This window comes from Shewanella sp. SM71 (assembly GCF_025653905.1).
Classification (GTDB): domain Bacteria; phylum Pseudomonadota; class Gammaproteobacteria; order Enterobacterales; family Shewanellaceae; genus Shewanella; species Shewanella oncorhynchi.
In genome coordinates, this window is sequence record NZ_JAKKRW010000001.1 from 153820 (window position 1) to 177718 (window position 23899).

Here is a 23899-nt window from a genome sequence, read left to right on the forward strand (position 1 = left end):
TCCCTAGACCTCAACTGATTACTACTCGGGGAGAAAATGTAAAGACTTTCTATAGATATGCACCCGAACCACCCAAATTAGCCTGAGATTCAATAAAGGTCAAACCAAAAATTTGCATAAAACATGGGTATTAATTCATGTTTCATACACAAATCACAATTGCCTTACGTTAACGTCAACAGTAAAATGTGTTGTATAACATTATGAATAAAAAGAATTTTAAAAACTATCAAACTCAAAATTTACCAAGGTGTAACATGCTGATGGGATTGTTTTTGATTTAGAAATAGTGATTTTTATTGCAAACACAGTAAATAGATAAAAAATTAAAATTGTTGAATTGTTATTCATTTTTTGATGTGAGCAAGATCTCAGCGGTAAGCTGGCTAATTTGAGGGTGCGCACATTTATGATAATAACGGTATGAGTCAGGCGGGAATTTGATGTAGCGCCAAGAAAACTCTCGCTACCTTATTTACACTAAGCTTTTTCTTCTATTTGTTCACGTATTTTCTTTTCTATTTGTGATTTTATCTTGGTTATTCTCAATGAAGCGATATGAAATTTGGTGGGTGCTCTGATGGGGCTTGATGCATATGTGAACACCTTTGGTGCCGTTTGTAAGGCGCGATATGGCACCCGACTGCGAAAACTCACTATAGATGCCAAGTTTACTTGCCCTAACCGTGACGGCACTTTAGGGCGTGGAGGTTGTACTTTCTGTAATGTGGCGTCATTTAGCCATCAAACTGCCGATGTATTGAGTATTACTGAGCAACTCGAACAGGGTAAGAGCCGCTATCGTGAGGCGAAGCCTCAGGCACAAGCCGATAAATTTATTGCTTATTTTCAAGCCTACACTAGCACTTACGATGAATATCAAGTGTTAATGGCTAAGTACGATGAAGCGGTTAAAGATGGTGAGATAGTCGGTTTATGTGTTGGAACTCGCCCCGATTGTGTGCCGAATAATGTACTGGATTTACTGGCGCGCTATCAGGAAAATGGTGTCGATGTGTGGTTAGAGCTCGGGTTGCAAACAGCCAAAGATGAAACACTGCGTAGAATTAACCGTGGCCATGATTTCGCCTGTTATTGTGACACTGTGTCGAGGGCGAGAGCTCGCGGTCTTAAGGTGTGCACTCATCTCATTCTTGGCTTACCCGATGAAACCCATAGCGATTATATGGCGACTTTAGCTGCTGTATTGCAGCAGGGCGTTGATGGCTTGAAGCTACATCCTTTGCATATCGTCGAAGGTAGTACTATGGCTAAGTCGTGGCGAAGTGGGCGCTTACCTTTATTGAGTCTTGAGGATTATGCTCACAGTGTCGGCGAGATGATCCGCCATACTCCCGCGGAAGTGATTTTTCACCGTGTCACCGCTTATGCGAAAAAACCTATGCTATTAGCACCCGATTGGTGTGTCTATCGTTGGGATGGATTGGTGGCGATTGTGGATAATTTGCAGCTTTATGGTGGACAAGGGCACGCATTAGCGCAACGATAGAGGCAAGTTAGTGGGATAAATTTACTCCCTAAATGTTATGTCGTCGCTATTATGTCGTAAGCGTTTATTTACGACTATTAGTTTGTTTTTTGTTAATTTTAATCTGAATTAGACCATGAATATCGCTATAAGTTGCACTGACAATTTTAGTGGGTATCATGTGATAAATTCGTTTTAAGCATTGAACCACTTAAGGGAGGCCTTATGGCCACAGTTGAATTAGAAGCAATCCTAGATCTCAATACTCTCGAACAGTACTGCAGCGCCATTGGTGCCGGTACCTTACTCAAGAGTGTGGTGTTATTTGAGCAGTTAATGCCTGAATATGTTGGAAATCTAGTGAAAGCTAACGACGCAGCAGACAAAGATACCTTATGTTCAGAAGCACATAAATTTAAAGGTGCTGCAGGTTCTGTGGGGTTAAAACGTATTCAGCAAATCGCCCAATTATTACAGCATGGCGAAGAAGCAAGATGGGATGCTGAACATGGCTCTTGGGTTGCTGACATCGTTGAACACGCGAGTGCAGATTTACAACAGTTAAAGTTATTCCTCCAAGCCAAAGCATAAAATATTATTTGCTAAGGTACGTTAAGGCGCAGCAATAATGTCTATTGTTGCGCTCAATTGAGTGAATCTTGCATTGGTTTTACGATTAAGTTTGTTGTTTTCGACATTTTCTTGTTAGCGCTTTTCCCATCTTATTTTGATACTCTCACTTAAGTTTTACGGCGAACCGATTGAATATCGATTCGGGTCACAATCCTGATATCTTATGCCGCGTTATTGCTCATCACTTATGCTAAAGTAGATTTAATTTCTTAATTCATAACCTTAATGGCAATCGAGAAAATGAAAAGTTTACCTAGCTTAAAAAACTTATTCTATTTGGTGAATCTCCATCAAGAGCAGAATTTTAACCGCGCCGCTAAGGTGTGTTTTGTCAGTCAATCAACGCTTTCAAGTGGGATCCAAAACCTAGAAGAGCAGTTAGGGCATCAGTTGATTGAGCGAGACCATAAGTCATTTATGTTTACCGCCATTGGTGAAGAAGTGGTGCAGCGCGCCCGTAAAATTCTCACTGATGTGGATGATTTGGTGGAATTAGTGAAAAACCAAGGCGAGCCGATGACGGGGGATATTCGCTTAGGCTGTATTCCCACTATTGCGCCCTTTCTATTGAGTCGTGTGATCCGCCAGTGTCAGCAATCTTATCCGGCGATGAGTTTATTATTGAAGGAAGATACCACTGAGCGTTTGCTAGATGCTTTGGGGAAAGGAGAGCTGGACTTATTGATCCTAGCGCTACCCGTTGATACTAGCGGTTACCACAGCATGAAAGTGGGCATAGATCCTTTCAAAATGGTGGCCCACAAAGATTTAGCGGGTGGCATACATCAACCTATTGATTATCAAACTCTGCCGGACGAGAGTATTTTTCTTCTGCAAAGTGAGCACTGCATCACAGGCCATGCTATTACTGCATGTCAGCTAGGTGATAGTGCGAAAGTCAATCCGTTTGCCGCCACCAGTTTGCATACTTTAGTGCAGATGGTGAACAGTAAACTGGGCACCACGTTTCTTCCGCAAATGGCCATTGACGCGGGTATTTTGAATGACACAGATTTAGTGGTGATGACGCCACCGGGTGAGGCACCTTACCGTGATATCGGCCTTGTCTGGCGTCAAACCACCAGTCGGATCTTAACTTTCCGCACTTTAGGTTTAATGATCCAAAAATTATTAGCTAAGGACGAGGAATAAACTGACTGTAACTGCAAAGCATTAATTCAAGCTAAAGCTTAAAGTCGATTACAAATCAGAGCGGGGAAACGCCAAACACTTCAATCGAGTGTTGTTTCCCTTTGAGTTTGACTGGGCCTAGATTTGATAGGTGATACTGAGTGTTGGGGTTATCTAAACGTCCCGCGAGTGCGCCCGAAATCAACATGCGCTGTCCTAGTGGATTACATTGATCTTGCAGTCTTGCTAAGGTATTGAGCACGTCACTAAAGAAACTAATTTCTTGTTTCTGTACACCAACAACTGCAGCGACGACTTGTCCACAATGGGCCGCCGCTTTAAATTTCGGCACAAAGCCATAATGCTCTTCAAAGTAGCGGCGTTGCCAGTTCAGTTGTTGGCTAAATTCAAAATAGATATTCATGCAGCGGTCGTGAACTATCCCTTCTTCTAATGGCCAGTGAAGCAGCACTGCATCTCCCATATAGCGGTAGATTTCAGCTTCGTTATTGGACACTGTATCTGAAAGTAAACTAAAGCTGTCTTGGATCAATCGACTAAAGCGGTAATCGCCAAGTGATTCGGCATGTGTGGTTGAGGCGACCATATCTAAATAGAGGAATAAGCGCTGCTCATATCTTGGCTTGTGGTATTTACCAAGGCCTATGTTGAGTAAAATACGCGGCCCGACTAATAATGCCATTTGCTCGACAAAAGCTAAGCTGACTCGTACAACGACCAAATATACGATCAATGCTTGGAATGAAGGACTATAGAGAATGTGCGCCGTCAGCATTTGTCTGAGGGTCGACATGTGATTTTCGATGGCCCACATATTTAAAAACTGAGTCATGTAAGCTAACGTCGTAGCACCCAGTAATAAAAACAAGCCCTTAAAGATGACTGAAAACACATAGGGGAGGCGATTGATTGCACTGAAATCGGCAATGACGTTCGACATCCAATGTAAGCTGCCGAAAATAATCCCCATGTAGATAGCAAGTGTTGCGAGATCAGCCGAACTTACCGCCCATTGGGGCAGCTCTGGTGATTGGGCATATCGAAAAAACACGAATGCAGCCATGGCAATCGCCCAAGCTAAAATCGCAAAAAGGAGTTTTTTCGCTTGTCTACGTGCTCTCACTGCTTGATTGGTATCCGAATACGGCTGTGATTTCAGGATGCCGTAGTTTATAGAAAAGAGTCACCTTAGTGCCAGTGAAATTTGTGATCTGGATCAATCCAAGTCCATATCGTTACTAAAAATTAACCAAATACCTTATTAAGTATCATAGCAGTGAAACTGGTCTTTAAATAAAAGCCCCTAGGGTTGGTCATTTTGAGGCTACCATCTTCGGCAATGCTTTGTGTTAACGCCTTACTATTAGCGGCCTTAGGGCGCAATTGCAGCACTTCGCCGTGGCGCGCTGTAAGCCTCTCTACTTTTCCGAGGGCGATAAGCTCCATGATCTCTTCCCAATCCTGTTGCAGTAATTGCAACTCGTGCGGATCCGGTTCCCACAATATTGGCGTACCTATACGGCGCTCACCCACAGGAATATGCCTCTCTCCTTCAACGGGTACCCAAAGTACTCGCTGTAACTTATGGCAGACTAAGCTGTTTTGCCAGGTTAATCCTTGGATATTCGATAGCGGCGCCACGCAGACATATGTGGTCTCCAGCGGTCGCCCCTGTGTATCAATGGGGATAGTTTTTAGCTCGACCCCTAAATGTAGAAAATCTTGCTCAGGTTTAGAACCCGCCGTTGCGCCTAATTCCATTTCGATTAGTTGACCGACCCAACCTTTATCGCGTTTAAGATCCTTGGGGACACGAATGCTTCTTTGGCTGGCTATCTGCGCCAAACTCACGCCCGCCATCATGTTGGCACGTTCGAGTAGTTCAGATAGATTTTCAGGGGGGATAATTCGATTCATGGCTGGATTTTACTTAAAAATAACCGCTTAGCAATGGTGGTTAAAAAATGAGCCCTACAGGGTGGATTAACTTGTACCGAATGTTTTTATTCTAAGTGACTGATTTTAAATTTTATATCCGTGTTAACCCCCGTTTTGCAAAAAAGTGTTCAAAGTTACTCTCTGCTTTCCCTTGCGTTCCCCACATACTTATCCACAGATATTATGGATAACTCAGTAAAGTGAGCCTCTTAACCTAATAAAAATCCTAAGTCAATGCGAATAAAGTGCATTTATTCTGGCTTTTGTGGACAGTTGTGGACACTATTTGTGTATAAAGTTGAGTAATATCGCGAGAATGATATAAATACTTCTTGCTGGTCAAATAATGAGCTTTATTGGTTTTTTAGTCTAAAATAAATCGTGATTAACGTGCAAGTTTATGAATTTGTTTGCCATTAAGTTTTAACTCTAAATTTTAAAAACGATGGTAAATAGATGTTTTTTGAACGTTATAACAAGTTCACCTGAGTTTCAAACAGAGATATCCACAGAAAATGTGGATATCCCCGGATTCCATCCCCTAGCATTGTTGATAAATGTCTTTTAAGTCAGATGTTATCCAAAGCTTAGGATAAAATAGAGGTTTGCTGAGAGACTAGCTTTATGAAACAATCAGTTTATTAAAATTTAATGTGATTTGGAGTCCATGTGATTGATAGCGACGGCTTTCGCGCAAATGTGGGCATTATAATTTGTAACAGATATGGCCAAGTCATGTGGGCTAGACGTTTCGGTCAACACTCATGGCAATTTCCTCAAGGTGGCGTCGATGATGGCGAGACAGCAGAAGAGGCTATGTACCGTGAGTTGTATGAAGAAGTGGGCCTAAGACCTGAACACGTGCATATATTAACCTCGACCCGTTCTTGGTTGCGCTATCGTTTGCCAAAGCGTTTAGTGAGGCAAGACAGTAAACCTGTGTGTATCGGGCAAAAACAAAAGTGGTTTCTGTTACAACTGAAAAGCCAAGATAGTGCGATTAATTTGAGTTCTTCTGGACATCCTGAATTTGACGATTGGCGCTGGGTAAGTTATTGGTATCCTGTGCGGCAAGTGGTGTCATTTAAGCGTGATGTTTATCGTAAGGTGATGAAAGAGTTTGCGGTAACGGCATTGTCATTCCAAACCCTAGAAATACCTAGGAAACGGGGAAGACAAAAAACAACGGGCTGATTTTCAAAAGAGGATTGAAAACAGTGTTAAATACGCTTAGGGATATTACTCAGGCTGTGGCATCTGCCCACAGTTTGGAAACCGCATTAGAAATCTTAGTTTCATCGACTAAAGCGGCGATGGAAACCCAATGTTGCTCCATCTATATCCTAGAAGAGCAAGAACTCGTGTTATCTGCAACCGATGGTCTTGAAAAAAGCGCCGTTGGTCGAGTACGTATGCCGCTGACTGAAGGTTTAGTTGGACTCGCTGCCCAGCGAGAAGAGGCCGTTAATTTAGCGGATGCTCGGCTTCATCCAAGGTTTAAGCTTTTTCCTGAAGTCGCCGAAGAAGAATACCGCGCTTTTTTAGCTGTACCTATTATCTACCAGAAGGCTGTGGTTGGGGTGATAGTGGTACAGCAGGCGAGTGCTCGTCAATTCAGTGAGGGCGAAGAAGCCTTCCTGATGACCCTCGCCGCCCAATTAGCGATGGCAGTGCGTGGGTTAAAACAAAAAGCACAAGTCAGCTCCCATCATCAACAAATTCTGTTTCAAGGTACTTCAGCGTCAAACGGTATCGCCATTGCGTATGCCTTCGTACTTGGTGGGGAAATCCCCCTTGAACAGCCTGAGGTGCGTTCTGACGATATTGCCTATGAATCGAGTCGCTTAACTACGGCTATGGCGCGTTGTAAAGAAGCGATAGGTGCCTTATCTCAACGGTTTGATCGCGAGCAAGATGACGAAGTTGTCTCCATTTTCAATGCATTACAGTTACTGCTCGATGATGCTAGTTTAGGCGGCGAATATACCCGTGAAGTGCAATTAGGTTGGGCTGCTGAGTCGGCGGTGAGCCGAGTGTCTCTACGTTATATTCAACAGTTTTTAGCAATGGAAGACCCTTACCTTAAGGAGCGGGCTAGCGATATTCGCGACTTAGGTCAAAAAGTATTGCGCCAACTTATTGAGCCAGAACGTCTAGAGCTTGAGCCCGATAAACCTGTAATCCTCATTACCCGTGAAGCCGATGCGACTATGTTGGCTGAGTTCCCAAGGCAAAAGCTTGCGGGTATTGTCACTGAGCTTGGTGGCGTAAACTCCCATGCCGCCATTTTAGCCCGTGCCTTAGGTGTGCCTGCTATTACAGGTGTAGAGCAACTGTTATCCGCCAATATTGACCAAAAACTTTTAGTCGTAAACGCAAGCCGTGGTCAGTTATTGGTGTCGCCATCACCTGCTATTGTCGGTGAGTATCGTAGCCTGATTTCGGCACAAAAAGCCTTGCAACGCCAGTATGCCCAAGAATTAGCGCTGCCTTCTGTAACCTTAGATGGTTCACGTATTCGCTTGTATCTCAATGCGGGATTACTCAGTGGTGTGGCCTCTGAAATTGCAGAGGGCGCCGACGGTATTGGGCTTTATCGCACTGAAATTCCTTTTATGTTGCAACAGCGCTTCCCGAGTGAATCTGAGCAAGTCAAAGTCTATCAACAGGTCTTATCGGCCGCGTCCGGTCGACCTGTGGTGATGCGTACTTTAGATGTGGGAGGCGATAAACCTTTACCGTATTTCCCGATTAAAGAAGACAATCCTTTCCTTGGATGGCGCGGTATTCGCTTGTCTCTGGATCATCCTGAGCTATTTTTGGTGCAGTTACGGGCCATGCTACAGGCTGGGGGAGACGGTAAACAGTTAAGTATTTTGCTGCCTATGGTCAGCAACTTAGATGAAATCGATCAATCCTTAGAATATTTGCAACAAGCCTATGTTGAATTAAAAAACGATGTTAACAGCGACATAGTGATGCCACGCATAGGCATTATGCTCGAAGTGCCAGCCATGTTATATCAGTTGGATGATGTGGCAAAACGAGTGGATTTTGTCTCTGTTGGTAGTAATGATTTAACCCAATATTTATTGGCTGTTGACCGTAATAACCCACGGGTGAGCTCGTTATTTGACAGTTATCATCCTGGAATATTGCGGGCTTTGCATCAGGCGCACCTCGATTGTCGATACCATAAACTCGATATTAGTATCTGTGGAGAGCTCGCGGGCGAACCTATGGGGGCCATTTTGCTGGTGGCTATGGGATACGATCAGTTGAGTATGAATCAGGGCAGTTTAGCGCGGATCAATTATCTATTGCGTCGTGTTGCGCGGGCTGATTTAGATCAATTACTTGCTAAAGCGCTGAGCCTATCAAACGGCTTCCAAGTGCGTGAGCTGGTTAAAGAATATTTGACCAAGCAGGGTCTTGCAACAATTCTTAATTAACTAATGCTGTGTTTTGCTTTAAGCTAAGGCCCTCAATTTATCACGCTGTAGGTACTCGTGTGGATAGTTTGTTGTTGGTGTTCTTTATTTGCTTGGCTTTAGGCGCATTTGTCGGCTTTATGGCAGGATTATTAGGTATCGGTGGCGGCTTGATTGTAGTGCCGGCACTGCTTTATATTTTGCCATCGGTCGGTATTAGCTCTACTCAGCTCCCCCATATTGCAATTGCCACTTCGCTAGCAGCCATTATTCTCACCTCTATTTCGTCGGCACGTGCCCACCATAAGCGTGGCAATGTGCCTTGGAATTTATTCAAATCAATGTTACCGGGCCTTATTATAGGCGCGCTGGCTTCAGGTTTTATTGCTGAGCGTATTCCCGCTGATAAGTTACAACAAGGTTTTGCCATCTTTGTGATTTTAATGACAATTCAAATGGCTTATCCCGTTAAGGCCGAATCAAATCGTCAATTACCTAATTCAGTAGTGCTTTTTGTTGTATCGGCTTTTGTTGCGGTTTTGGCAGGTTTGACCGGGATAGGTGGCGGTATACTGATAGTGCCATTTTTGACTTTTTATGGTTTACAGATGCGTCAAGCCGTGGGTTTTTCTGCTGCGATGGGCTTCTTAATCTCTCTTTCTGGCAGTTTCGGCTATATTATTGCAGGAATGAATGCCCCTGAGTTGCCCTATGGTACCTTAGGCTATATCTATTTACCTGCATTGTTTGGTTTAGTGATTACTTCTGTCTTGATGGCGCCTGTGGGGGTAAAAGCGGCGAGCACTTGGCCAACACCTGTACTTAAAAAGATATTTGCATTGTTACTTCTATGTGTCGGCCTTAAGTTAATTCTGACCTAGTTTTTATGTTTATCTTTGTTTTAGGCTGCTAATGGATGTGTTATGGCGTTGAGTTTCCCCAATATCGATCCCGTGATCGTTTCATTTGGACCGTTTAATCTTTTTGGACAAACCTTTGAACCGGCACTGCGTTGGTATGGTTTTACCTATTTAGTCGGATTTGTTGCGGCCATGTGGTTGTTGAACCGCCAAGCCGACCGTTCAAAGGGGATATGGACTCGGGAGCAAGTTTCAGATTTACTCTTTTACGGTTTTCTTGGGGTGATTTTAGGTGGCCGTATCGGTTACGTGCTTTTTTATCATTTCGATTATTTCCTCGCCAGTCCCCTCTATTTATTTAAAATCTCCGAAGGTGGCATGTCCTTCCACGGCGGTTTGATGGGCGTGATTACGGCGATGCTCTATATCGCGTGGAAACAAAAACGTACTTTTTTTGCTGTCGCCGATATGGTGGCACCTGTTGTGCCTATTGGTTTAGGCGCTGGTCGTATTGGTAACTTTATCAACGGCGAGCTTTGGGGACGAACCACTGATCTGCCTTGGGCTATGGTGTTTCCAACTGGTGGGCCTGACCCACGTCATCCATCCCAGTTGTATCAGTTCGCCCTTGAAGGCGTAGCATTATTCCTATTACTTTACTGGTTTAGCAAACGTACCGATAAAGTCGGTGCAGTCTCTGGTATGTTCTTAGTCGGTTACGGTATGTTCCGTATTATGGTTGAAACTGTGAGGCAACCCGACACACAGTTGGGACTCTACTGGGGATTTATGACTATGGGGCAGATACTCTCTGTGCCTATGGTGTTAATCGGTTTGTACTTGATTTTTCGTAAGCAAGGTAAGCAGCAATGAAACAATATTTAGACTTAATGAAGCACATATTAGCCGAAGGCGTGAATAAATCGGATCGCACAGGTACTGGGACTCGCTCGGTATTTGGCTATCAAATGCGCTTCGATTTGAGCAAAGGTTTTCCTTTGGTGAGCACCAAAAAATGCCATATGCGCTCTATCATCCATGAATTGCTGTGGTTTCTGAAGGGTGAAACTAACGTTGCCTATTTACGCGAAAACAAGGTCAGCATTTGGGATGAATGGGCCGATGATAATGGCGATTTGGGCCCAGTTTATGGTGCCCAGTGGCGCAGTTGGCCAACCCAGAGTGGTGATGCTATCGATCAGATTTCGCAAGTTATCGCCCAGATAAAATCTCAGCCAGATTCTCGCCGTCTTATCGTTTCTGCGTGGAACGTGGGCGAACTGGATAAAATGGCTTTGGCACCGTGCCATGCGTTTTTTCAGTTCTATGTAGCTGATGGCAAATTATCTTGTCAGCTGTATCAGCGTAGTTGTGATGTGTTTCTTGGTTTGCCATTTAATATTGCCAGTTATGCTTTGTTAACTATGATGGTCGCCCAGCAATGTGACTTGGCCTTAGGTGATTTTGTGTGGACGGGTGGCGATACCCATTTATATTCTAATCATATGGAACAGACGGCACTGCAGTTAAGTCGTGATCCAAAACCGTTGCCGACCATGACTATTGTACGCAGACCTGAGTCGATTTTTGACTATCAATTCGATGATTTTGAATTAACAAACTACGCTCCACACCCTCATATCAAAGCCCCTGTTGCTGTGTGATGCATGTTTTTTAGCCTAACACTTCGGGATAACCGAGGTGTTAGGGAGAAACTTACGATTATATTTGTTATTACAATTCGTCTACACTCAATTCATTATGATTTTTAGGAGTGCAAGATGGAAAAAGCAATTAGAAATTTTCTGAGCCAAGAGTCGGCTGGCGGTATCCTGTTATTGGTTGCTGTTGCCTTAGCCATGCTGATGGCCAATTCCCCCTTATCTGGACTTTATCAAGGCTTTTTAGGCACTGACGTTCAAGTCAAAATTGGCGAGCTCAATATACACAAGCCACTCATCCTGTGGATAAACGATGGCTTGATGGCCATATTCTTTTTGCTGATTGGTTTAGAAGTGAAACGTGAGTTACTTGAAGGCGCCTTATCGAGTGTCGCTCAAGCTTCCCTGCCTACCTTTGCAGCCATTGGCGGCATGTTAGTCCCTGCTGGTGTGTACTTACTGTTTAACTACGGTGATCCTGTCACACAAGCGGGCTGGGCGATTCCTGCCGCGACCGATATTGCCTTTGCCTTAGGTATTATGGCGCTGCTCGGAAGCCGCGTTCCTGTTTCACTGAAAGTCTTCTTACTTGCTTTAGCTATCATCGATGATTTAGGCGTCATAGTGATTATCGCGCTGTTTTACAGTACTGACTTATCAACCATCAGTTTAGTGATTGCCAGTTTAGCGATTGCGGGCTTGGTTGGGTTAAACCGCAAAGGGGTTACCTCACTTTTACCCTATGGCATCTTAGGGTTAATCCTTTGGGTTGCCGTACTTAAGTCTGGAGTGCATGCGACCCTGGCTGGCGTCATCATTGCTTTTTGTATTCCATTGCGGGCAAAGGATGGCAGTTCACCCTCAGAAGGCTTAGAGCATAGTTTGCATCCTTGGAGTACTTTCCTCATTTTGCCAGTGTTTGCTTTTGCCAATGCGGGCGTTTATGTCGGCAATATGAATTTGGAGACGTTAATTTCTCCTGTTCCTGTTGGTATTGCATTGGGCCTGATGTTAGGTAAGCCAATCGGTGTAATGTTATTTAGCTTTATTGCGGTGAAACTAAAATTAGCTCAATTGCCCGATGGCGTAGGTTGGAAGCAAATTGCCCCCGTCGCGGCCATGTGCGGTATTGGTTTTACTATGTCTATGTTTATTGCGTCGTTAGCCTTTGAACATGCAGACCCTATGTACGGTGACTTAGCACGCCTAGGGACCTTAATCGGTTCGATTATGGCAGCGTTAGTCGGGTATTTCTGGTTATCAAAAGTGTTACCTAAGAAAGGAGTATAACTATGATAAAGTTGAAATTAATGGGAATAGCAACGCTCTTATGTTTATCGACAACCGCGACGGCATCGCAAATTTCGGCCTGTAATCAGGATGCAAACTCGCAGACTTGCCAAAGCTATCTTGAAGGAATAGTGGATGGCGCTTTGATGTTTAAATCTGATTCCTTAGGGGCGAGATTAGAAACTAATGGTTATGAATCGAGGGCACTTAAGTATCGCGGTGGTAAACGTTTTCAAGAAGCGAATCGAACCTATTGCGCCGAACGTATTCCTGAACGTAACGTTTTAGTTTCAGGAGTCACTGAAGCGGTAAGTCTGGGGAATGCTGCCGATTTGGAGCAGTTACAAGGCATAGTTACTAACTTACTCGACTGCCAGCGTTTAAAGTAACTTGACTGGGAATCATCAGGTTTTTAATCATCTGATTTTAAACTATCGAGTTTAAAATAACACAGTCCCCCCTCAGCGCCTTGGCGTTTGAGGGAGCATTAACAGCGGGTTAGCATGCTGCACTTGAATTATAACCACTTGTATTATTTTTGGATGATTAAGAAAAAGGGCTCAGTCGCGAAGGCGGCCGAAGCCCTATGTTTAACGCCGCAAACGATAACGGGGCAAATTCGTGCCTTAGAAGATAGGTTAAACGGCAGTCTGTTCAAGCGAGTCGGTCGGACATTGGAGGCGACAGAGTTAGGTGAATTGGTGTTTCGCTACGCCGATAAGATGTTTAGCCTTAGCTATGAAATGCTCGATTTACTTAACTATCAAAAAGCGGATGCCATGTTATTCGAGGTGGGTATTGCCGATGCCTTATCTAAAGCTTTAGTCAGTCGAGTGTTATTATCTGTAGTGCCTAATGACAATTCTATGCACTTAGCCTGCTATGAGGCGACTCACGAGAGCCTAATGGCGCGTTTACGTGAGCATAAACTGGATATGATCCTTTCGGATTGTGCAGGTGAGTCACTGAAATACCCTGAAATTTTATCTAAAAAATTAGGCGAGTGTGGCGTGAGTTTTTTCTCCGCTGAGACTTATAGCGCAGATTTTCCAGCCTGTTTAGAGCAAGGCCAGCTATTAATTCCTGGCCGCAGAACATCACTTGGACAACAGCTATATCGCTGGTTTGACGAGCAAAACCTTAAAGTCAGTATTTTGGGCGAGTTCGATGATGCGGCCATGATGAAGGCCTTTGGTTACCTTAAACGAGGTATTTTTGTCACACCGTCGATTTATCGCCAAGAAGTGATTTCCCATGGTATGAATTTGCTCGGTGAAACTACCGATGTGAAAGAGGAATACCATGTGATGTTTGCCGAACGTATGATCCAACATCCTGCGGTAAAGCGATTATTGGATACAGATTTTAGCGATCTCTTTGAGGGGCTCGATACGCAAGTACAACAATGCTAATTTTGTAAGTCAATATGAAGGGTTAATCGACACTTTAGTCAGTGAACTGATAGACTAATGCCAAATCTGTGTTGGGAGAAATACCTTGGAATTAATGAACATCGCAAGGGTTCGCTGGGCATGTCGCCGTGGGATGCTGGAATTAGACGTCTTGCTTCAACCTTTTGTTGAAAACTTCTATCAAGAAATGTCCGATGAAGATAAAACCGTGTTTATCCGTTTGTTGGAATGTGAAGATCCAGAATTGTTTGCTTGGTTTATGGGCCATGAAGTGTGCCCTGATACTGAACTGGCTCGTATGATAGTAAAAGTCCGTGGAAGACCGGCACCATAGTTTCAGCGTAAAAGCTTCTTTCGACCAACGACTCTCGTTGGTCGTTTTTATTTGTGTCTGTTCTAGCTCATTTCTGCTTTGGCCCCAAAGCGACATTATCGCCTTATCTCTGCTTAAATATTTGTTTATCGTACTTGTCAGTATTTTTTTGCTGTCGCAGTTGTGGCGACTGCAGCATTGGCGTTTAGATTTTGTGCTGAGTGATAAAGGCGAGGGACGTTTGTCAACGGGGGAGCACTTTCAGGTACTAAAACGCACTTGGGTCACGCCCTTTGTTTGCTTGATTTATATCGAAGTGGATACTCAGCTACGGCTCTTGCTGGTTTGGGCTGATATGTTAGACGATACTGACTATCGACATTTATGTCGGCTGTTGCTGCGGGCTAAAATGCAACAGACTAAACCTCATTCTGAGATTTAGTCTGTTTATGATGAAGTCACCTATGCGTATGCGGTTACTTTTCTGGTAGTAAAATTGTTGGGCGAGGCGCGTCTAATTTCTCTGGATGATCGATATTAAAATGCAGCCCACGGCTTTCTTTACGCTCCATGGCACAGCGAATAATTAATTCGGCCACTTGCACTAAGTTACGTAATTCGAGCAAGTTATTGCTAACCCTGAAGTTACTGTAATATTCCTGAATTTCTTGCTGTAACATCAGGCATCGGCGCAGTGCTCGCTCCAGACGTTTATCAGAGCGTACAATTCCAACGTAGTCCCACATGAATAACCGCAGTTCGTGCCAGTTATGGGCGATGACCACTTCCTCATCCGAGTTCGACACTTTACTTTCATCCCATGCGGGTATTTGTCCCGGGATTTGAATTTTATGCAGTTGGCTTTCTATGTCCTGTGACGCCGCACGGGCAAACACTAAACATTCGAGTAACGAGTTACTCGCCAGACGATTGGCACCATGTAAGCCCGTATAGGCGACTTCACCAATAGCATAGAGACCATTGAGATCCGTCTGACCGTGCATATCTGTCATTACACCACCGCAGGTATAGTGTGCGGCGGGTACCACAGGAATCGCATCTTTAGTGATATCGATTCCCAGCTCTAAGCAACGGCTATAGATGGTCGGGAAATGCTTCATCACAAAGTCAGCATCTTTATGGCTGATATCCAGATATACACAGTCGGCACCCAGACGTTTCATCTCATAATCGATGGCGCGGGCAACGATGTCACGGGGAGCTAACTCAGCGCGTTCATCAAAGTCCGGCATAAAGCGGCTGCCATCTGGACGACGCAGATAAGCCCCTTCACCACGCAGGGCTTCGGTGAGTAAGAAGTTGCGCGCATCTGCGTGGTACAAACACGTTGGATGGAATTGGTTGAACTCCATATTCGCCACACGGCAACCTGCACGCCATGCCATGGCAATACCATCACCGCTAGCGACATCGGGGTTTGAGGTATATTGATAAACCTTTGAGCTACCACCTGTTGCTAACGCAACAAACTTGGCCTTAACGGTTTCGACGTGTTCTTCATTACGATTCCACACATAAGCGCCTAACACACGATTACCTGGGCGATTTAACTTACGGGTGGTGATGAGGTCGATGGCGTTATAGCGTTCTAAAACGTGAATATTGGGGTGGGCGAGTGCGCGTTCTTGCAGTGTGGTTTGCACTTCTTTGCCTGTGGCATCGGCAGCGTGCAGAATACGTCTGTGGCTATGGCCGCCTTCACGGGTTAAATGGTAAGGTGCATCTTTTGCGTTGCCGTCTGTGGTTTCTTCTTTATCGAAGGCGACGCCACATTCGATAAGCCATTGCATCGCACTCTTGGCATTTTCAGCCGTGAAAGTGACAACGTCTTTGTCACATAAACCCGCCCCTGCGATTAAGGTGTCTGCAACATGGGATTCGATAGTGTCACTTTCGTCGAAGACGGAGGCGATACCGCCTTGGGCGTAGTAAGTCGACCCTTCCGAGAGTGGGCCTTTTGAAAGCAGAATTACTTTTGCTTTTTCAGCAAGATGCAAAGCTAGTGTCAGACCTGCGGCACCGCTACCTATGACTAATATGTCAGATTGGTGTTCAACTACTTGTTTCATCGGGTATCATGATGTGACTGAAGAGTGCCAACTATGGTAAACCAACTCACCGATTATGGGTACTTTCCTTTTTACCTTACTTTTTTTGTATAATTTTTAGAACTTTTTCAAAGCCCGCGAGTCTACATAAGTGAATATGATTCGAGCGACTGAGAAATCAGCATTTTAGATTTAGGAGAAGTCGGCTCGGATGAGTGGACAATTAAGTGATCAACAATTAGTTGAGCGCGTACAACAAGGTGATAAAAACGCTTTTAACCTGTTAGTGCTTAAATATCAAAGTAAAGTCATTAGCTTGATATCCCGTTATGTACGGAACCAAGCGGACGTTGCTGATGTCGCACAGGAAGCGTTTATCAAAGCTTACAGAGCTTTGCCAAACTTTCGCGGTGAAAGTGCATTTTATACTTGGTTGTACCGCATCGCAGTAAACACTGCGAAGAATTATCTCGTATCACAGGGGCGTAGAACGCCTGCGAATGATGTTGATGCAGAAGATGCCGAATATTACGAAGGTAGTGACGCGCTGAAGGAGTTTGCCTCCCCAGAACGGCTAATGTTATCGGATGAAATCAAAAAAGTGATTTTCGATACATTAGAGACCTTGCCTGAAGAATTACGAATGGCCATCTCATTGCGTGAACTCGATGGTATGAGTTACGAAGATATTGCCATAGTCATGGATTGTCCTGTCGGGACCGTAAGATCACGTATCTTCCGAGCACGAGAAGCAATCGATAAAAAGCTCCAGCCTTTGCTGGAAGCCTAAATTCTTATTTTAAGAAACCCTTATATTTAGACAGGTGAAAAATGGATAAATTAGGTCAAGAATGGGTATCTGCCGCAGTCGATGGAGAGACTGATGAGCAGACCATGGCAGAGTTATCTGCTGATACACATTCACATGATAAATGGCATAACTATCATATGATAGGCGATGCCATGCGTGGCGAATTGCCGCAGACTATTGTGTTAGATCTCTCTGCTAGCATTGCTGCCGCCATTGAACTTGAGCCAGCGATAGTTGCGCCTAAGCATCATGTGTCTAAAGTCACTGCACCTGTAACGCCACAAATTGCCGCCAATTCGGAGCAAAGCCGCGTCATACCTTTATTTAAGCAATTTGGTCAATATGCCATTGCTGCGACGGTTGCTATGTTTGCGATTGTGGGTGTGCAGAATTACAATCAAACCGCCGATGATGCCGCGTCACCATCGCCCGTGTTAATTACAAGGCCGCTGATTGGTAGCGCATCACCTGTGAGCCTACAAACCGGTCCTGTACAACAGAATCAAGGCTATACCAATGATCAGGTGAATGAGCAACGTCGTCGAATTAATACTTATATCCAAGATCATATGTTGCAACAACGATTGAATACTGGTGCGGTTGTAGAGGACAATACCGAGGTCGTACCCGTTCCGGTCAATCAATAACGAGGAGTTAGCTTGCGTCTAATCCTGTTGGCTTTATTAGCCTTGGTCTTTCCTGCAACCGCGCAGGAAGACATGCCTGCCAAAGCTTGGCTCGAGAAAATGAGTCAGGCTTTACGAGAGAAAGAGTTTAAAGCATCGATTATTCAACTTCAGGCCGATCATATTCGGCCTTTGGTTTACCTGCATGGTAAGGTGAATAATCAAGAAGTTGCCTTTCTAGAATACCTTAACGGTCCACCCAAAAATGCAGTGCGTGTCGGTAATCGTGTCACCTTTATTGAGCACGATGAGCCTGCGTATAGTATCGTTTCTAATCATATTCAAGGTGTCTGGCCTGCTGCTTTCTCTGCCAATATGGCGGACTTAGAAGTGGGTTATCAGTTTGTACTCGGTGGCCGTACCCGTATCGCTGGGCGTCCGGGGCAGATGATCCGCCTGTTGCCTAATGATGAATTCCGTTATGGCTTTCAAATTTGGCTTGATATGGAAACCTATCTGCCGCTGAGATACGACATGCTGACTCAAGATAAGCAATTACTTGAGCAGATCATGGTGATTGAACTCATTGAATTCAGCGAGCCGCCAGCCATTTTGCAAGAGGCTTATAAGCAAGAGTGGCCGGCAGTTATCGATCAAGCCGAGCGCCAAGACGGTCAAAACTGGCAATTTGCTTGGTTACCCGCAGGTTTTACTGTGGTAGTGCGTGATCACCATAGATTGATTGGCAGCCATGAGGCGGTGGAATACATAGCACTGACCGATGGACTGGCAAATATTTCTGTTTATGTGGCGCGTGCGGGCACGAGTCCATTGCCTGAAGAATTAATTACCCGTAATGGCTTGTCGTTAGTCTCAGAAAAAGTCGGTAATGCCGAAGTGGTTGCTGTGGGTAAAGTGCCGACAGAAACCTTAACGCGCATTGCTAAAAGTCTGACGCTAGAATAGGACGCCGATTATGATGGAAGAAATTGCCAGAGTCGTCTCCAGTGATAGTCAAGGCTGGTTGACGGTTGAAGTGGAACTTAAGAGTACCTGCAAGAGCTGCAGTAACAGTGAGTCTTGCGGGACCTCTGCTGTCGCTCAGGCTTTTTCCTCGAAAACCCAGCAATTTTCTATTCAGAGTGACCGCCGCTGTGAGGCTGGTGAATTACTCAAATTAGGCCTTCCCGAGAGCGTGATCCTCAAAGCAGCAGCATTAATCTATTTAATGCCGCTGTTTGGCCTGTTTGTCGGCGCGGCGTTAGGACAATTTTTAGGCCAGTTGCTTGAGTTTAATCCTAACCTAGGTGCCATGGGCTTTGCGGCCGTTGGTGCCTTGATTGCGTGGTCTTTTGGTAAGCAACAGGCCAAACGTTTAGAAGTTGATGCTCAGCCTGTGATTTTGGCCTATTTAGGTAGGAGCATCAATTTAAACGAATTAGCTCAATAATTTCAATGTGTTATTTTTTATCAAATAACAGCTAACTGCGGTTTTGGACGTTGTTTTATCGGCCTGTCTTAAGTAGGAGTGAATGTGATTGGTATTGAAACCGCAATCAGGTACAATTTCGCTCCTTTGAACCGTATCCATTTTCAGTATTAGTCATTGCAGCATAATGAAACAAATTAGAAACTTCTCAATTATTGCCCATATCGACCATGGTAAATCGACGCTATCAGATCGTCTTATTCAGGTTTGTGGCGGTTTAACCGACCGTGAAATGGATTCTCAAGTTTTAGATTCTATGGATCTAGAACGTGAGCGTGGTATTACGATTAAGGCACAAAGTGTCACTTTGGATTATAAAGCCAAAGATGGCCTTGTCTATCAACTCAACTTTATTGATACCCCAGGTCACGTTGACTTCTCCTACGAGGTCTCGCGCTCATTAGCTGCCTGTGAAGGTGCTTTGCTGGTGGTTGATGCGGGTCAGGGCGTTGAAGCTCAGACACTGGCAAACTGTTATACCGCGCTGGATATGAATCTAGATGTGGTACCCATTTTAAACAAGATTGACTTACCACAAGCCGATCCGGAACGTGTTGCTGCCGAGATTGAAGATATCGTCGGTATTGATGCGATGGATGCTGTGCGTTGTTCGGCTAAAACCGGTGTCGGTGTCGATGAGGTTTTAGAAGTCATTGTTGCCAAAATTCCACCGCCAGTAGGCGATCCTGACGCACCATTGCAAGCCTTGATCATCGATTCTTGGTTTGATAACTACTTAGGCGTAGTGTCGTTAGTGCGAATTAAACACGGTAGCCTGAAAAAAGGTGACAAGTTTAAGGTCATGTCTACAGGGCAAAACCACACTGCGGATCGCGTGGGTATTTTCACGCCAAAACAAACTGACAAAACTGAACTTAAAACCGGTGAAGTCGGCTTTGTGATTGCGGGTCTGAAGGAAATTCACGGCGCGCCCGTGGGCGATACGTTAACTTTAGCCAAAAATGGTGCTGAAAAGCCGTTACCTGGTTTTAAGAAAGTGAAGCCACAGGTATACGCTGGCGTATTCCCAATTTCGACCGACGAATATGAAAACTTCCGTGATGCGCTGAACAAACTCAGCCTGAACGATGCGTCATTATTCTTTGAACCTGAAAGTTCATCTGCACTCGGTTTTGGTTTCCGCATTGGCTATTTAGGCCTGCTCCACATGGAAATCGTACAAGAGCGTTTAGAGCGTGAATATAACCTAGAGTTGATCACCACTGCGCCAACCGTAGTGTACGAAGTTGTCATGACCAGCGGTGAAACGATTTACGTTGATAACCCGTCTGATCTGCCTGCGATTAACAACATTGAAGAAATGCGTGAGCCGATTGTTGAGGCCAACATTTTAGTGCCAAAAGAATACTTAGGTAACGTGATTACCCTGTGTATTGAAAAACGTGGCACCCAAGTGAACATGGTTTACCACGGTAACCAAGTGGCTGTGACTTACCATCTGCCAATGGCGGAAGTGGTCATGGACTTTTTCGACCGTTTGAAATCCACTAGCCGTGGTTATGCATCACTCGAATATAACTTTATTCGTTTCGATCCTGCAGACATGGTGCGTTTAGATATTCTCATCAACGGCGACCGAGTCGACGCCTTGGCTATGGTTATCCATAGATCAAACATTCGTCACCGTGGTTTAGCTTTAGTGGATAAGATGAAAGAACTTATTCCACGTCAGATGTTTGATATTGCGATTCAAGCGGCGGTGGGCAGTCAAATTATTGCCCGTTCAACCGTGAAAGCCCTGCGTAAAGACGTAACGGCTAAGTGTTATGGCGGCGACGTTTCTCGTAAGAAAAAACTCTTAAATAAACAAAAAGAGGGTAAGAAACGGATGAAGCAAGTAGGTAACGTTGAGGTGCCACAAGAAGCATTCTTAGCGGTACTTAAGCTAAACGAGTAATCGTTAGCATAAGAAGTGACAATTTAGTTGACTATTGCGCCGCTGTTTGCGGCGCTTTAGTTAGGTTATCGCATTGGTTTATCACTTTGGTTTACCAAGGTCGAATACGGTAAGTTAACTAAAGTATGATATTCGCTGAGTTAGGCACCTTTAATTATTTTTAAGGCAGGAGTTCAATAAGCAATGGCAGCGTATTTTTCCATTATTCTAGTGCTAATCACCCTGATCTCAGGACTTATATGGTTAGTCGATGTGCTCGTTTTCGCGCCAAAGCGTCGTGAGAGTTTAGCGTTAGCAAAGGCATCACAAGCGAATTTAACTGAAGAAGCTGAGTACCAAATCATTCGTGAGTCGACCATAGTCGAAACCGCGCACTCTATCTTCCCTGTGATTGCCTTTGTGTTGATCCTACGTTCATTCATTTATGAGCCATTTCAAATCCCATCGGGCTCTATGATGCCAACCCTCTTAGTGGGCGACTTCATTCTGGTGGAAAAATTTAGTTATGGGCTTAAAGATCCCGTATGGCGAACCAAGTTGGTTGAAACTGGCGAGCCCAAACGCGGTGATGTGGTGGTATTTAAATATCCTGAAAACCCTGCCATTGACTACATTAAACGTGTAGTCGGTTTGCCGGGTGATAGAATTATTTACCGTAATAAACAGTTGATGATCCAAAAGGCTTGTGGTGTTGAGCAAACAGCTTGTCCAGAACCGCAAGTTATCGCCCGCACAGAGATCAGTCGTGGTGATTACAGCCAAGATGGTGTGCCATTACTGCGTTATAAAGAGGAATTGGGCGATGTTGCCCACGATATTTTGATCAACCCAAGTCGACCTGACATGCTGGGGTATTTTAAGCGCGAAGGTAATTTACCCGCGGGTGAGTTTTTAGTGCCAGAAGGCCATTACTTTGCCATGGGCGATAACCGCGATAACAGTACCGACAGTCGTTTCTGGGGCTTTGTGCCAGAAGAAAACCTGGTCGGTAAAGCGGTAGCGATTTGGATTAGTTTTGAATTTGACCGTTCAAAAGCCGACTTCCTCCCAACTTGGGTGCCTAGCGGTGTGCGTTTTGAGCGTGTAGGTGGAATTAAATAGCATGGAACCGATTAAAAATTTGCCACGTTTGTGTCGTACCTTAGGTTATGAGTTCAAGAATATTGAGCTTTTGACTCAAGCGCTGACCCACAGAAGTGCGGCAAATAAGCATAATGAGCGCTTAGAGTTTTTAGGTGATTCAATTTTATCTATCGTGATTTCTGATGCTTTGTATCATCAGTTTCCGAAGGCAACCGAAGGCGATTTAAGCCGGATGCGTGCCACCTTAGTTCGCGGTGATACCCTAACTATCATCGCCCAAGAGTTTAAGCTCGGCGATTATTTATATCTCGGTCCTGGCGAGTTGAAAAGTGGCGGATTTAGACGCGAGTCGATTCTTGCCGATGCGGTTGAAGCCATTATTGGCGCCGTTTACCTTGATTCCGATCTCGAAGTTTGCCGTGCATTACTGTTGAAATGGTATGCCGAGCGTTTGGCCGAAATCCAACCCGGGATCAGCCAGAAAGACGCTAAGACATTACTGCAAGAACATTTACAAGGGTTTAAAAAGCCGCTGCCTGATTACCAAGTAATCAACATAGAAGGCGATGCCCACGATCAGACATTTACTGTTGAATGTCGTATTGAAGACTTGAGCCAAAGCGTCATTGGTGTGGCGAGTTCACGCCGTAAAGCCGAGCAAATCGCGGCCGCTCAAGTATTGGAGTTACTAAAGAAATGACCAAAAAAACAGACTTGTCAGGTATCGATGCTGCAAAAGCGGCAACTGAGCCGAGTTTAGATGAATTACTGGCAAGGATGAATGCGGCCGCGCCAACGCCGTCGGCCCAATACGATGTCACTTATTGCGGCATGGTGGCGATCATTGGTCGCCCTAACGTCGGTAAATCAACGTTAATCAACCGTTTGCTTGGTCAGAAGGTAAGTATTACTTCTAAAAAGCCACAAACAACGCGCCACCGTATCATGGGTATTCATACCGATGGTCCGAAGCAAATCGTGTTCATCGATACACCAGGTTTACACATAGAAGAGCAGCGGGCGATTAACCGCCTGATGAACCGCGCAGCAGCCAGTTCGCTTGCCGATGTGGCTATGGTGATTTTTGTGGTCGATGGCATGACGTGGACCGCCGATGATGAGATGGTGTTGAGTAAATTACGCCGTGGTGGTGAAGAGCGTCAGACAATTCTGGCGATCAATAAAGTCGACAATATCAAAGACAAAGAATCGCTGTTCCCGTATTTGGAAGAAGTCGCCAAAAAATATCCTTTCGATGAAATTTTGCCGATTTCAGCCAGTAAAGGTACCAACGTTAAGCGCATTTTAGAGCTAGCGGCGGCGTCTATTCCTGAAGGACCTTTCTTCTTCCCTGAAGACTATGTTACCGATCGTTCGCAACGTTTTATGGCGTCGGAAATTGTGCGTGAAAAACTGATGCGCTTCTTAGGTGATGAATTACCCTATGATGCGACAGTTGAGATTGAACAGTTCAAGATGATGGAAAATGGTGTTTATCAAATCAATGCCTTGATCCTTGTTGAGCGTGAAGGTCAAAAACGTATGGTGATTGGTAGCAAGGGCGAACGTATTCGTACTATCGCAACTCAAGCTCGCTTAGACATGGAGACCTTGTTTGATAATAAAGTTTTCCTCGAAGTGTGGGTGAAAGTGAAATCCGGTTGGGCCGATGATGAACGCGCCTTGCGTAGCTTAGGTTACGGCGACGATTAAGCATTAATTTC

General features: G+C 44.7%; 24 protein-coding genes. 21 read left to right on the forward strand and 3 right to left on the reverse strand.

From position 1 onward, the window contains the following. Positions 1–580 precede the first annotated feature (580 nt). The 3 genes from L5L97_RS00655 (at position 581) to oxyR (ending at position 3274) form a co-directional block, all read left to right on the forward strand. Positions 581–1510, forward strand: a complete 930-nt coding sequence (locus L5L97_RS00655) for a TIGR01212 family radical SAM protein (protein ID WP_263146053.1) — start codon at positions 581–583, stop codon at positions 1508–1510. Between the two features lie 204 nt (positions 1511–1714). Then, a complete protein-coding gene (locus L5L97_RS00660) occupies positions 1715–2080 on the forward strand; it encodes an Hpt domain-containing protein (RefSeq protein ID WP_028760840.1) in 366 nt (121 codons plus the stop codon). Positions 2081–2362: 282 nt separating this feature from the next. Next, entirely contained in the window at positions 2363–3274 is a 912-nt protein-coding gene (gene oxyR / locus L5L97_RS00665) for a hydrogen peroxide-inducible genes transcriptional activator OxyR (protein ID WP_028760839.1), read from the forward strand. Between the two features lie 55 nt (positions 3275–3329). On the opposite strand, the gene L5L97_RS00670 is transcribed toward oxyR, so the two are convergent. Together L5L97_RS00670 and mutH are read right to left on the reverse strand one after the other, a co-directional pair. Then, positions 3330–4397, reverse strand: a complete 1068-nt coding sequence (locus L5L97_RS00670; RefSeq protein WP_105249866.1) for an adenylate/guanylate cyclase domain-containing protein — start codon at positions 4395–4397, stop codon at positions 3330–3332. A 122-nt stretch (positions 4398–4519) separates the two neighbouring features. Further along, a complete protein-coding gene (gene mutH / locus L5L97_RS00675; protein ID WP_131523041.1) occupies positions 4520–5191 on the reverse strand; it encodes a DNA mismatch repair endonuclease MutH in 672 nt (223 codons plus the stop codon). Positions 5192–5881: 690 nt separating this feature from the next. On the opposite strand from mutH, the gene rppH reads away from it, so the two are divergent. The 10 genes from rppH (at position 5882) to L5L97_RS00725 (ending at position 14621) form a co-directional block, all read left to right on the forward strand. Then, on the forward strand, positions 5882–6406 hold the full coding sequence (rppH, locus tag L5L97_RS00680; RefSeq protein WP_006080762.1) for an RNA pyrophosphohydrolase: 525 nt from the start codon (positions 5882–5884) through the stop codon (positions 6404–6406). 23 nt (positions 6407–6429) lie between these two features. Continuing rightward, complete coding sequence (gene ptsP / locus L5L97_RS00685; protein ID WP_263180806.1) at positions 6430–8664, forward strand: phosphoenolpyruvate--protein phosphotransferase; 2235 nt, start codon at positions 6430–6432, stop codon at positions 8662–8664. Positions 8665–8723: 59 nt separating this feature from the next. Beyond that, positions 8724–9524 carry a sulfite exporter TauE/SafE family protein gene (locus L5L97_RS00690; RefSeq protein ID WP_113940671.1) on the forward strand — a complete coding sequence of 267 codons (801 nt, stop codon included), beginning with the start codon at positions 8724–8726 and terminating at the stop codon, positions 9522–9524. 42 nt (positions 9525–9566) lie between these two features. Beyond that, a complete protein-coding gene (gene lgt, locus L5L97_RS00695; protein WP_028760834.1) occupies positions 9567–10376 on the forward strand; it encodes a prolipoprotein diacylglyceryl transferase in 810 nt (269 codons plus the stop codon). Next, positions 10373–11167 carry a thymidylate synthase gene (thyA, locus tag L5L97_RS00700; RefSeq protein ID WP_263180807.1) on the forward strand — a complete coding sequence of 265 codons (795 nt, stop codon included), beginning with the start codon at positions 10373–10375 and terminating at the stop codon, positions 11165–11167. Before lgt ends, thyA begins: the two co-directional genes overlap by 4 nt. A 117-nt stretch (positions 11168–11284) precedes the next feature. Then, positions 11285–12454: a Na+/H+ antiporter NhaA gene (gene nhaA, locus L5L97_RS00705; protein ID WP_168823431.1), complete on the forward strand. Its 1170-nt coding sequence runs from the start codon at positions 11285–11287 to the stop codon at positions 12452–12454. A 2-nt stretch (positions 12455–12456) separates the two neighbouring features. Continuing rightward, positions 12457–12843, forward strand: coding sequence for a hypothetical protein (locus tag L5L97_RS00710; protein WP_105249860.1), 387 nt, complete (start codon positions 12457–12459; stop codon positions 12841–12843). A 114-nt stretch (positions 12844–12957) separates the two neighbouring features. After that, a complete protein-coding gene (nhaR, locus tag L5L97_RS00715) occupies positions 12958–13866 on the forward strand; it encodes a transcriptional activator NhaR (RefSeq protein ID WP_028760830.1) in 909 nt (302 codons plus the stop codon). 85 nt (positions 13867–13951) lie between these two features. Beyond that, positions 13952–14200 carry a succinate dehydrogenase assembly factor 2 gene (locus L5L97_RS00720; RefSeq protein WP_028760829.1) on the forward strand — a complete coding sequence of 83 codons (249 nt, stop codon included), beginning with the start codon at positions 13952–13954 and terminating at the stop codon, positions 14198–14200. After that, the gene (locus tag L5L97_RS00725; RefSeq protein WP_263180808.1) at positions 14181–14621 is read left to right on the forward strand and encodes a protein YgfX; all 441 of its coding nucleotides are present in this window, start codon (positions 14181–14183) and stop codon (positions 14619–14621) included. The genes L5L97_RS00720 and L5L97_RS00725 overlap by 20 nt, the downstream gene beginning before the upstream one ends. A gap of 34 nt (positions 14622–14655) precedes the next feature. Here L5L97_RS00725 and nadB read toward each other — a convergent pair whose 3' ends face one another. Then, a complete protein-coding gene (nadB, locus tag L5L97_RS00730; protein WP_219253001.1) occupies positions 14656–16269 on the reverse strand; it encodes an L-aspartate oxidase in 1614 nt (537 codons plus the stop codon). A gap of 190 nt (positions 16270–16459) precedes the next feature. Between nadB and rpoE the strand changes: the two genes are divergently transcribed. The 8 genes from rpoE to era all read left to right on the forward strand — a co-directional run bounded on the left by rpoE (position 16460) and on the right by era (position 23888). Next, positions 16460–17038: an RNA polymerase sigma factor RpoE gene (rpoE, locus tag L5L97_RS00735; protein ID WP_028760826.1), complete on the forward strand. Its 579-nt coding sequence runs from the start codon at positions 16460–16462 to the stop codon at positions 17036–17038. 41 nt (positions 17039–17079) lie between these two features. Next, positions 17080–17706 (forward strand): sigma-E factor negative regulatory protein, encoded by a 627-nt coding sequence (locus tag L5L97_RS00740; RefSeq protein WP_168823424.1) that lies wholly within the window; start codon positions 17080–17082, stop codon positions 17704–17706. A 12-nt stretch (positions 17707–17718) separates the two neighbouring features. Next, a complete protein-coding gene (locus tag L5L97_RS00745; RefSeq protein WP_028760824.1) occupies positions 17719–18651 on the forward strand; it encodes a MucB/RseB C-terminal domain-containing protein in 933 nt (310 codons plus the stop codon). Positions 18652–18661: 10 nt separating this feature from the next. After that, positions 18662–19135 (forward strand): SoxR reducing system RseC family protein, encoded by a 474-nt coding sequence (locus L5L97_RS00750; RefSeq protein ID WP_105249858.1) that lies wholly within the window; start codon positions 18662–18664, stop codon positions 19133–19135. A 166-nt stretch (positions 19136–19301) separates the two neighbouring features. After that, on the forward strand, positions 19302–21092 hold the full coding sequence (lepA, locus tag L5L97_RS00755; protein ID WP_263180809.1) for a translation elongation factor 4: 1791 nt from the start codon (positions 19302–19304) through the stop codon (positions 21090–21092). A 183-nt stretch (positions 21093–21275) separates the two neighbouring features. Continuing rightward, positions 21276–22193 carry a signal peptidase I gene (gene lepB / locus L5L97_RS00760; protein ID WP_028760821.1) on the forward strand — a complete coding sequence of 306 codons (918 nt, stop codon included), beginning with the start codon at positions 21276–21278 and terminating at the stop codon, positions 22191–22193. A 1-nt stretch (position 22194) separates the two neighbouring features. Then, positions 22195–22875 carry a ribonuclease III gene (rnc, locus tag L5L97_RS00765; protein ID WP_012088603.1) on the forward strand — a complete coding sequence of 227 codons (681 nt, stop codon included), beginning with the start codon at positions 22195–22197 and terminating at the stop codon, positions 22873–22875. Next, entirely contained in the window at positions 22872–23888 is a 1017-nt protein-coding gene (gene era / locus L5L97_RS00770) for a GTPase Era (protein ID WP_028760819.1), read from the forward strand. Before rnc ends, era begins: the two co-directional genes overlap by 4 nt. Positions 23889–23899: the final 11 nt, after the last annotated feature.

Coding starts and splice junctions, on each gene's coding strand:
- L5L97_RS00655 (WP_263146053.1), top strand. CDS start 581: ATGGGGCTTGATGCATATGTGAACACCTTTGGTGCCGTTTGTAAGGCG.
- L5L97_RS00660 (WP_028760840.1), top strand. CDS start 1,715: ATGGCCACAGTTGAATTAGAAGCAATCCTAGATCTCAATACTCTCGAA.
- oxyR (WP_028760839.1), top strand. CDS start 2,363: ATGAAAAGTTTACCTAGCTTAAAAAACTTATTCTATTTGGTGAATCTC.
- mutH (WP_131523041.1), bottom strand. CDS start 5,191: ATGAATCGAATTATCCCCCCTGAAAATCTATCTGAACTACTCGAACGT.
- lgt (WP_028760834.1), top strand. CDS start 9,567: ATGGCGTTGAGTTTCCCCAATATCGATCCCGTGATCGTTTCATTTGGA.
- thyA (WP_263180807.1), top strand. CDS start 10,373: ATGAAACAATATTTAGACTTAATGAAGCACATATTAGCCGAAGGCGTG.
- nhaA (WP_168823431.1), top strand. CDS start 11,285: ATGGAAAAAGCAATTAGAAATTTTCTGAGCCAAGAGTCGGCTGGCGGT.
- L5L97_RS00710 (WP_105249860.1), top strand. CDS start 12,457: ATGATAAAGTTGAAATTAATGGGAATAGCAACGCTCTTATGTTTATCG.
- nhaR (WP_028760830.1), top strand. CDS start 12,958: ATGCTGCACTTGAATTATAACCACTTGTATTATTTTTGGATGATTAAG.
- nadB (WP_219253001.1), bottom strand. CDS start 16,269: ATGAAACAAGTAGTTGAACACCAATCTGACATATTAGTCATAGGTAGC.
- rpoE (WP_028760826.1), top strand. CDS start 16,460: ATGAGTGGACAATTAAGTGATCAACAATTAGTTGAGCGCGTACAACAA.
- L5L97_RS00740 (WP_168823424.1), top strand. CDS start 17,080: ATGGATAAATTAGGTCAAGAATGGGTATCTGCCGCAGTCGATGGAGAG.
- L5L97_RS00750 (WP_105249858.1), top strand. CDS start 18,662: ATGATGGAAGAAATTGCCAGAGTCGTCTCCAGTGATAGTCAAGGCTGG.
- lepA (WP_263180809.1), top strand. CDS start 19,302: ATGAAACAAATTAGAAACTTCTCAATTATTGCCCATATCGACCATGGT.
- lepB (WP_028760821.1), top strand. CDS start 21,276: ATGGCAGCGTATTTTTCCATTATTCTAGTGCTAATCACCCTGATCTCA.
- rnc (WP_012088603.1), top strand. CDS start 22,195: ATGGAACCGATTAAAAATTTGCCACGTTTGTGTCGTACCTTAGGTTAT.
- era (WP_028760819.1), top strand. CDS start 22,872: ATGACCAAAAAAACAGACTTGTCAGGTATCGATGCTGCAAAAGCGGCA.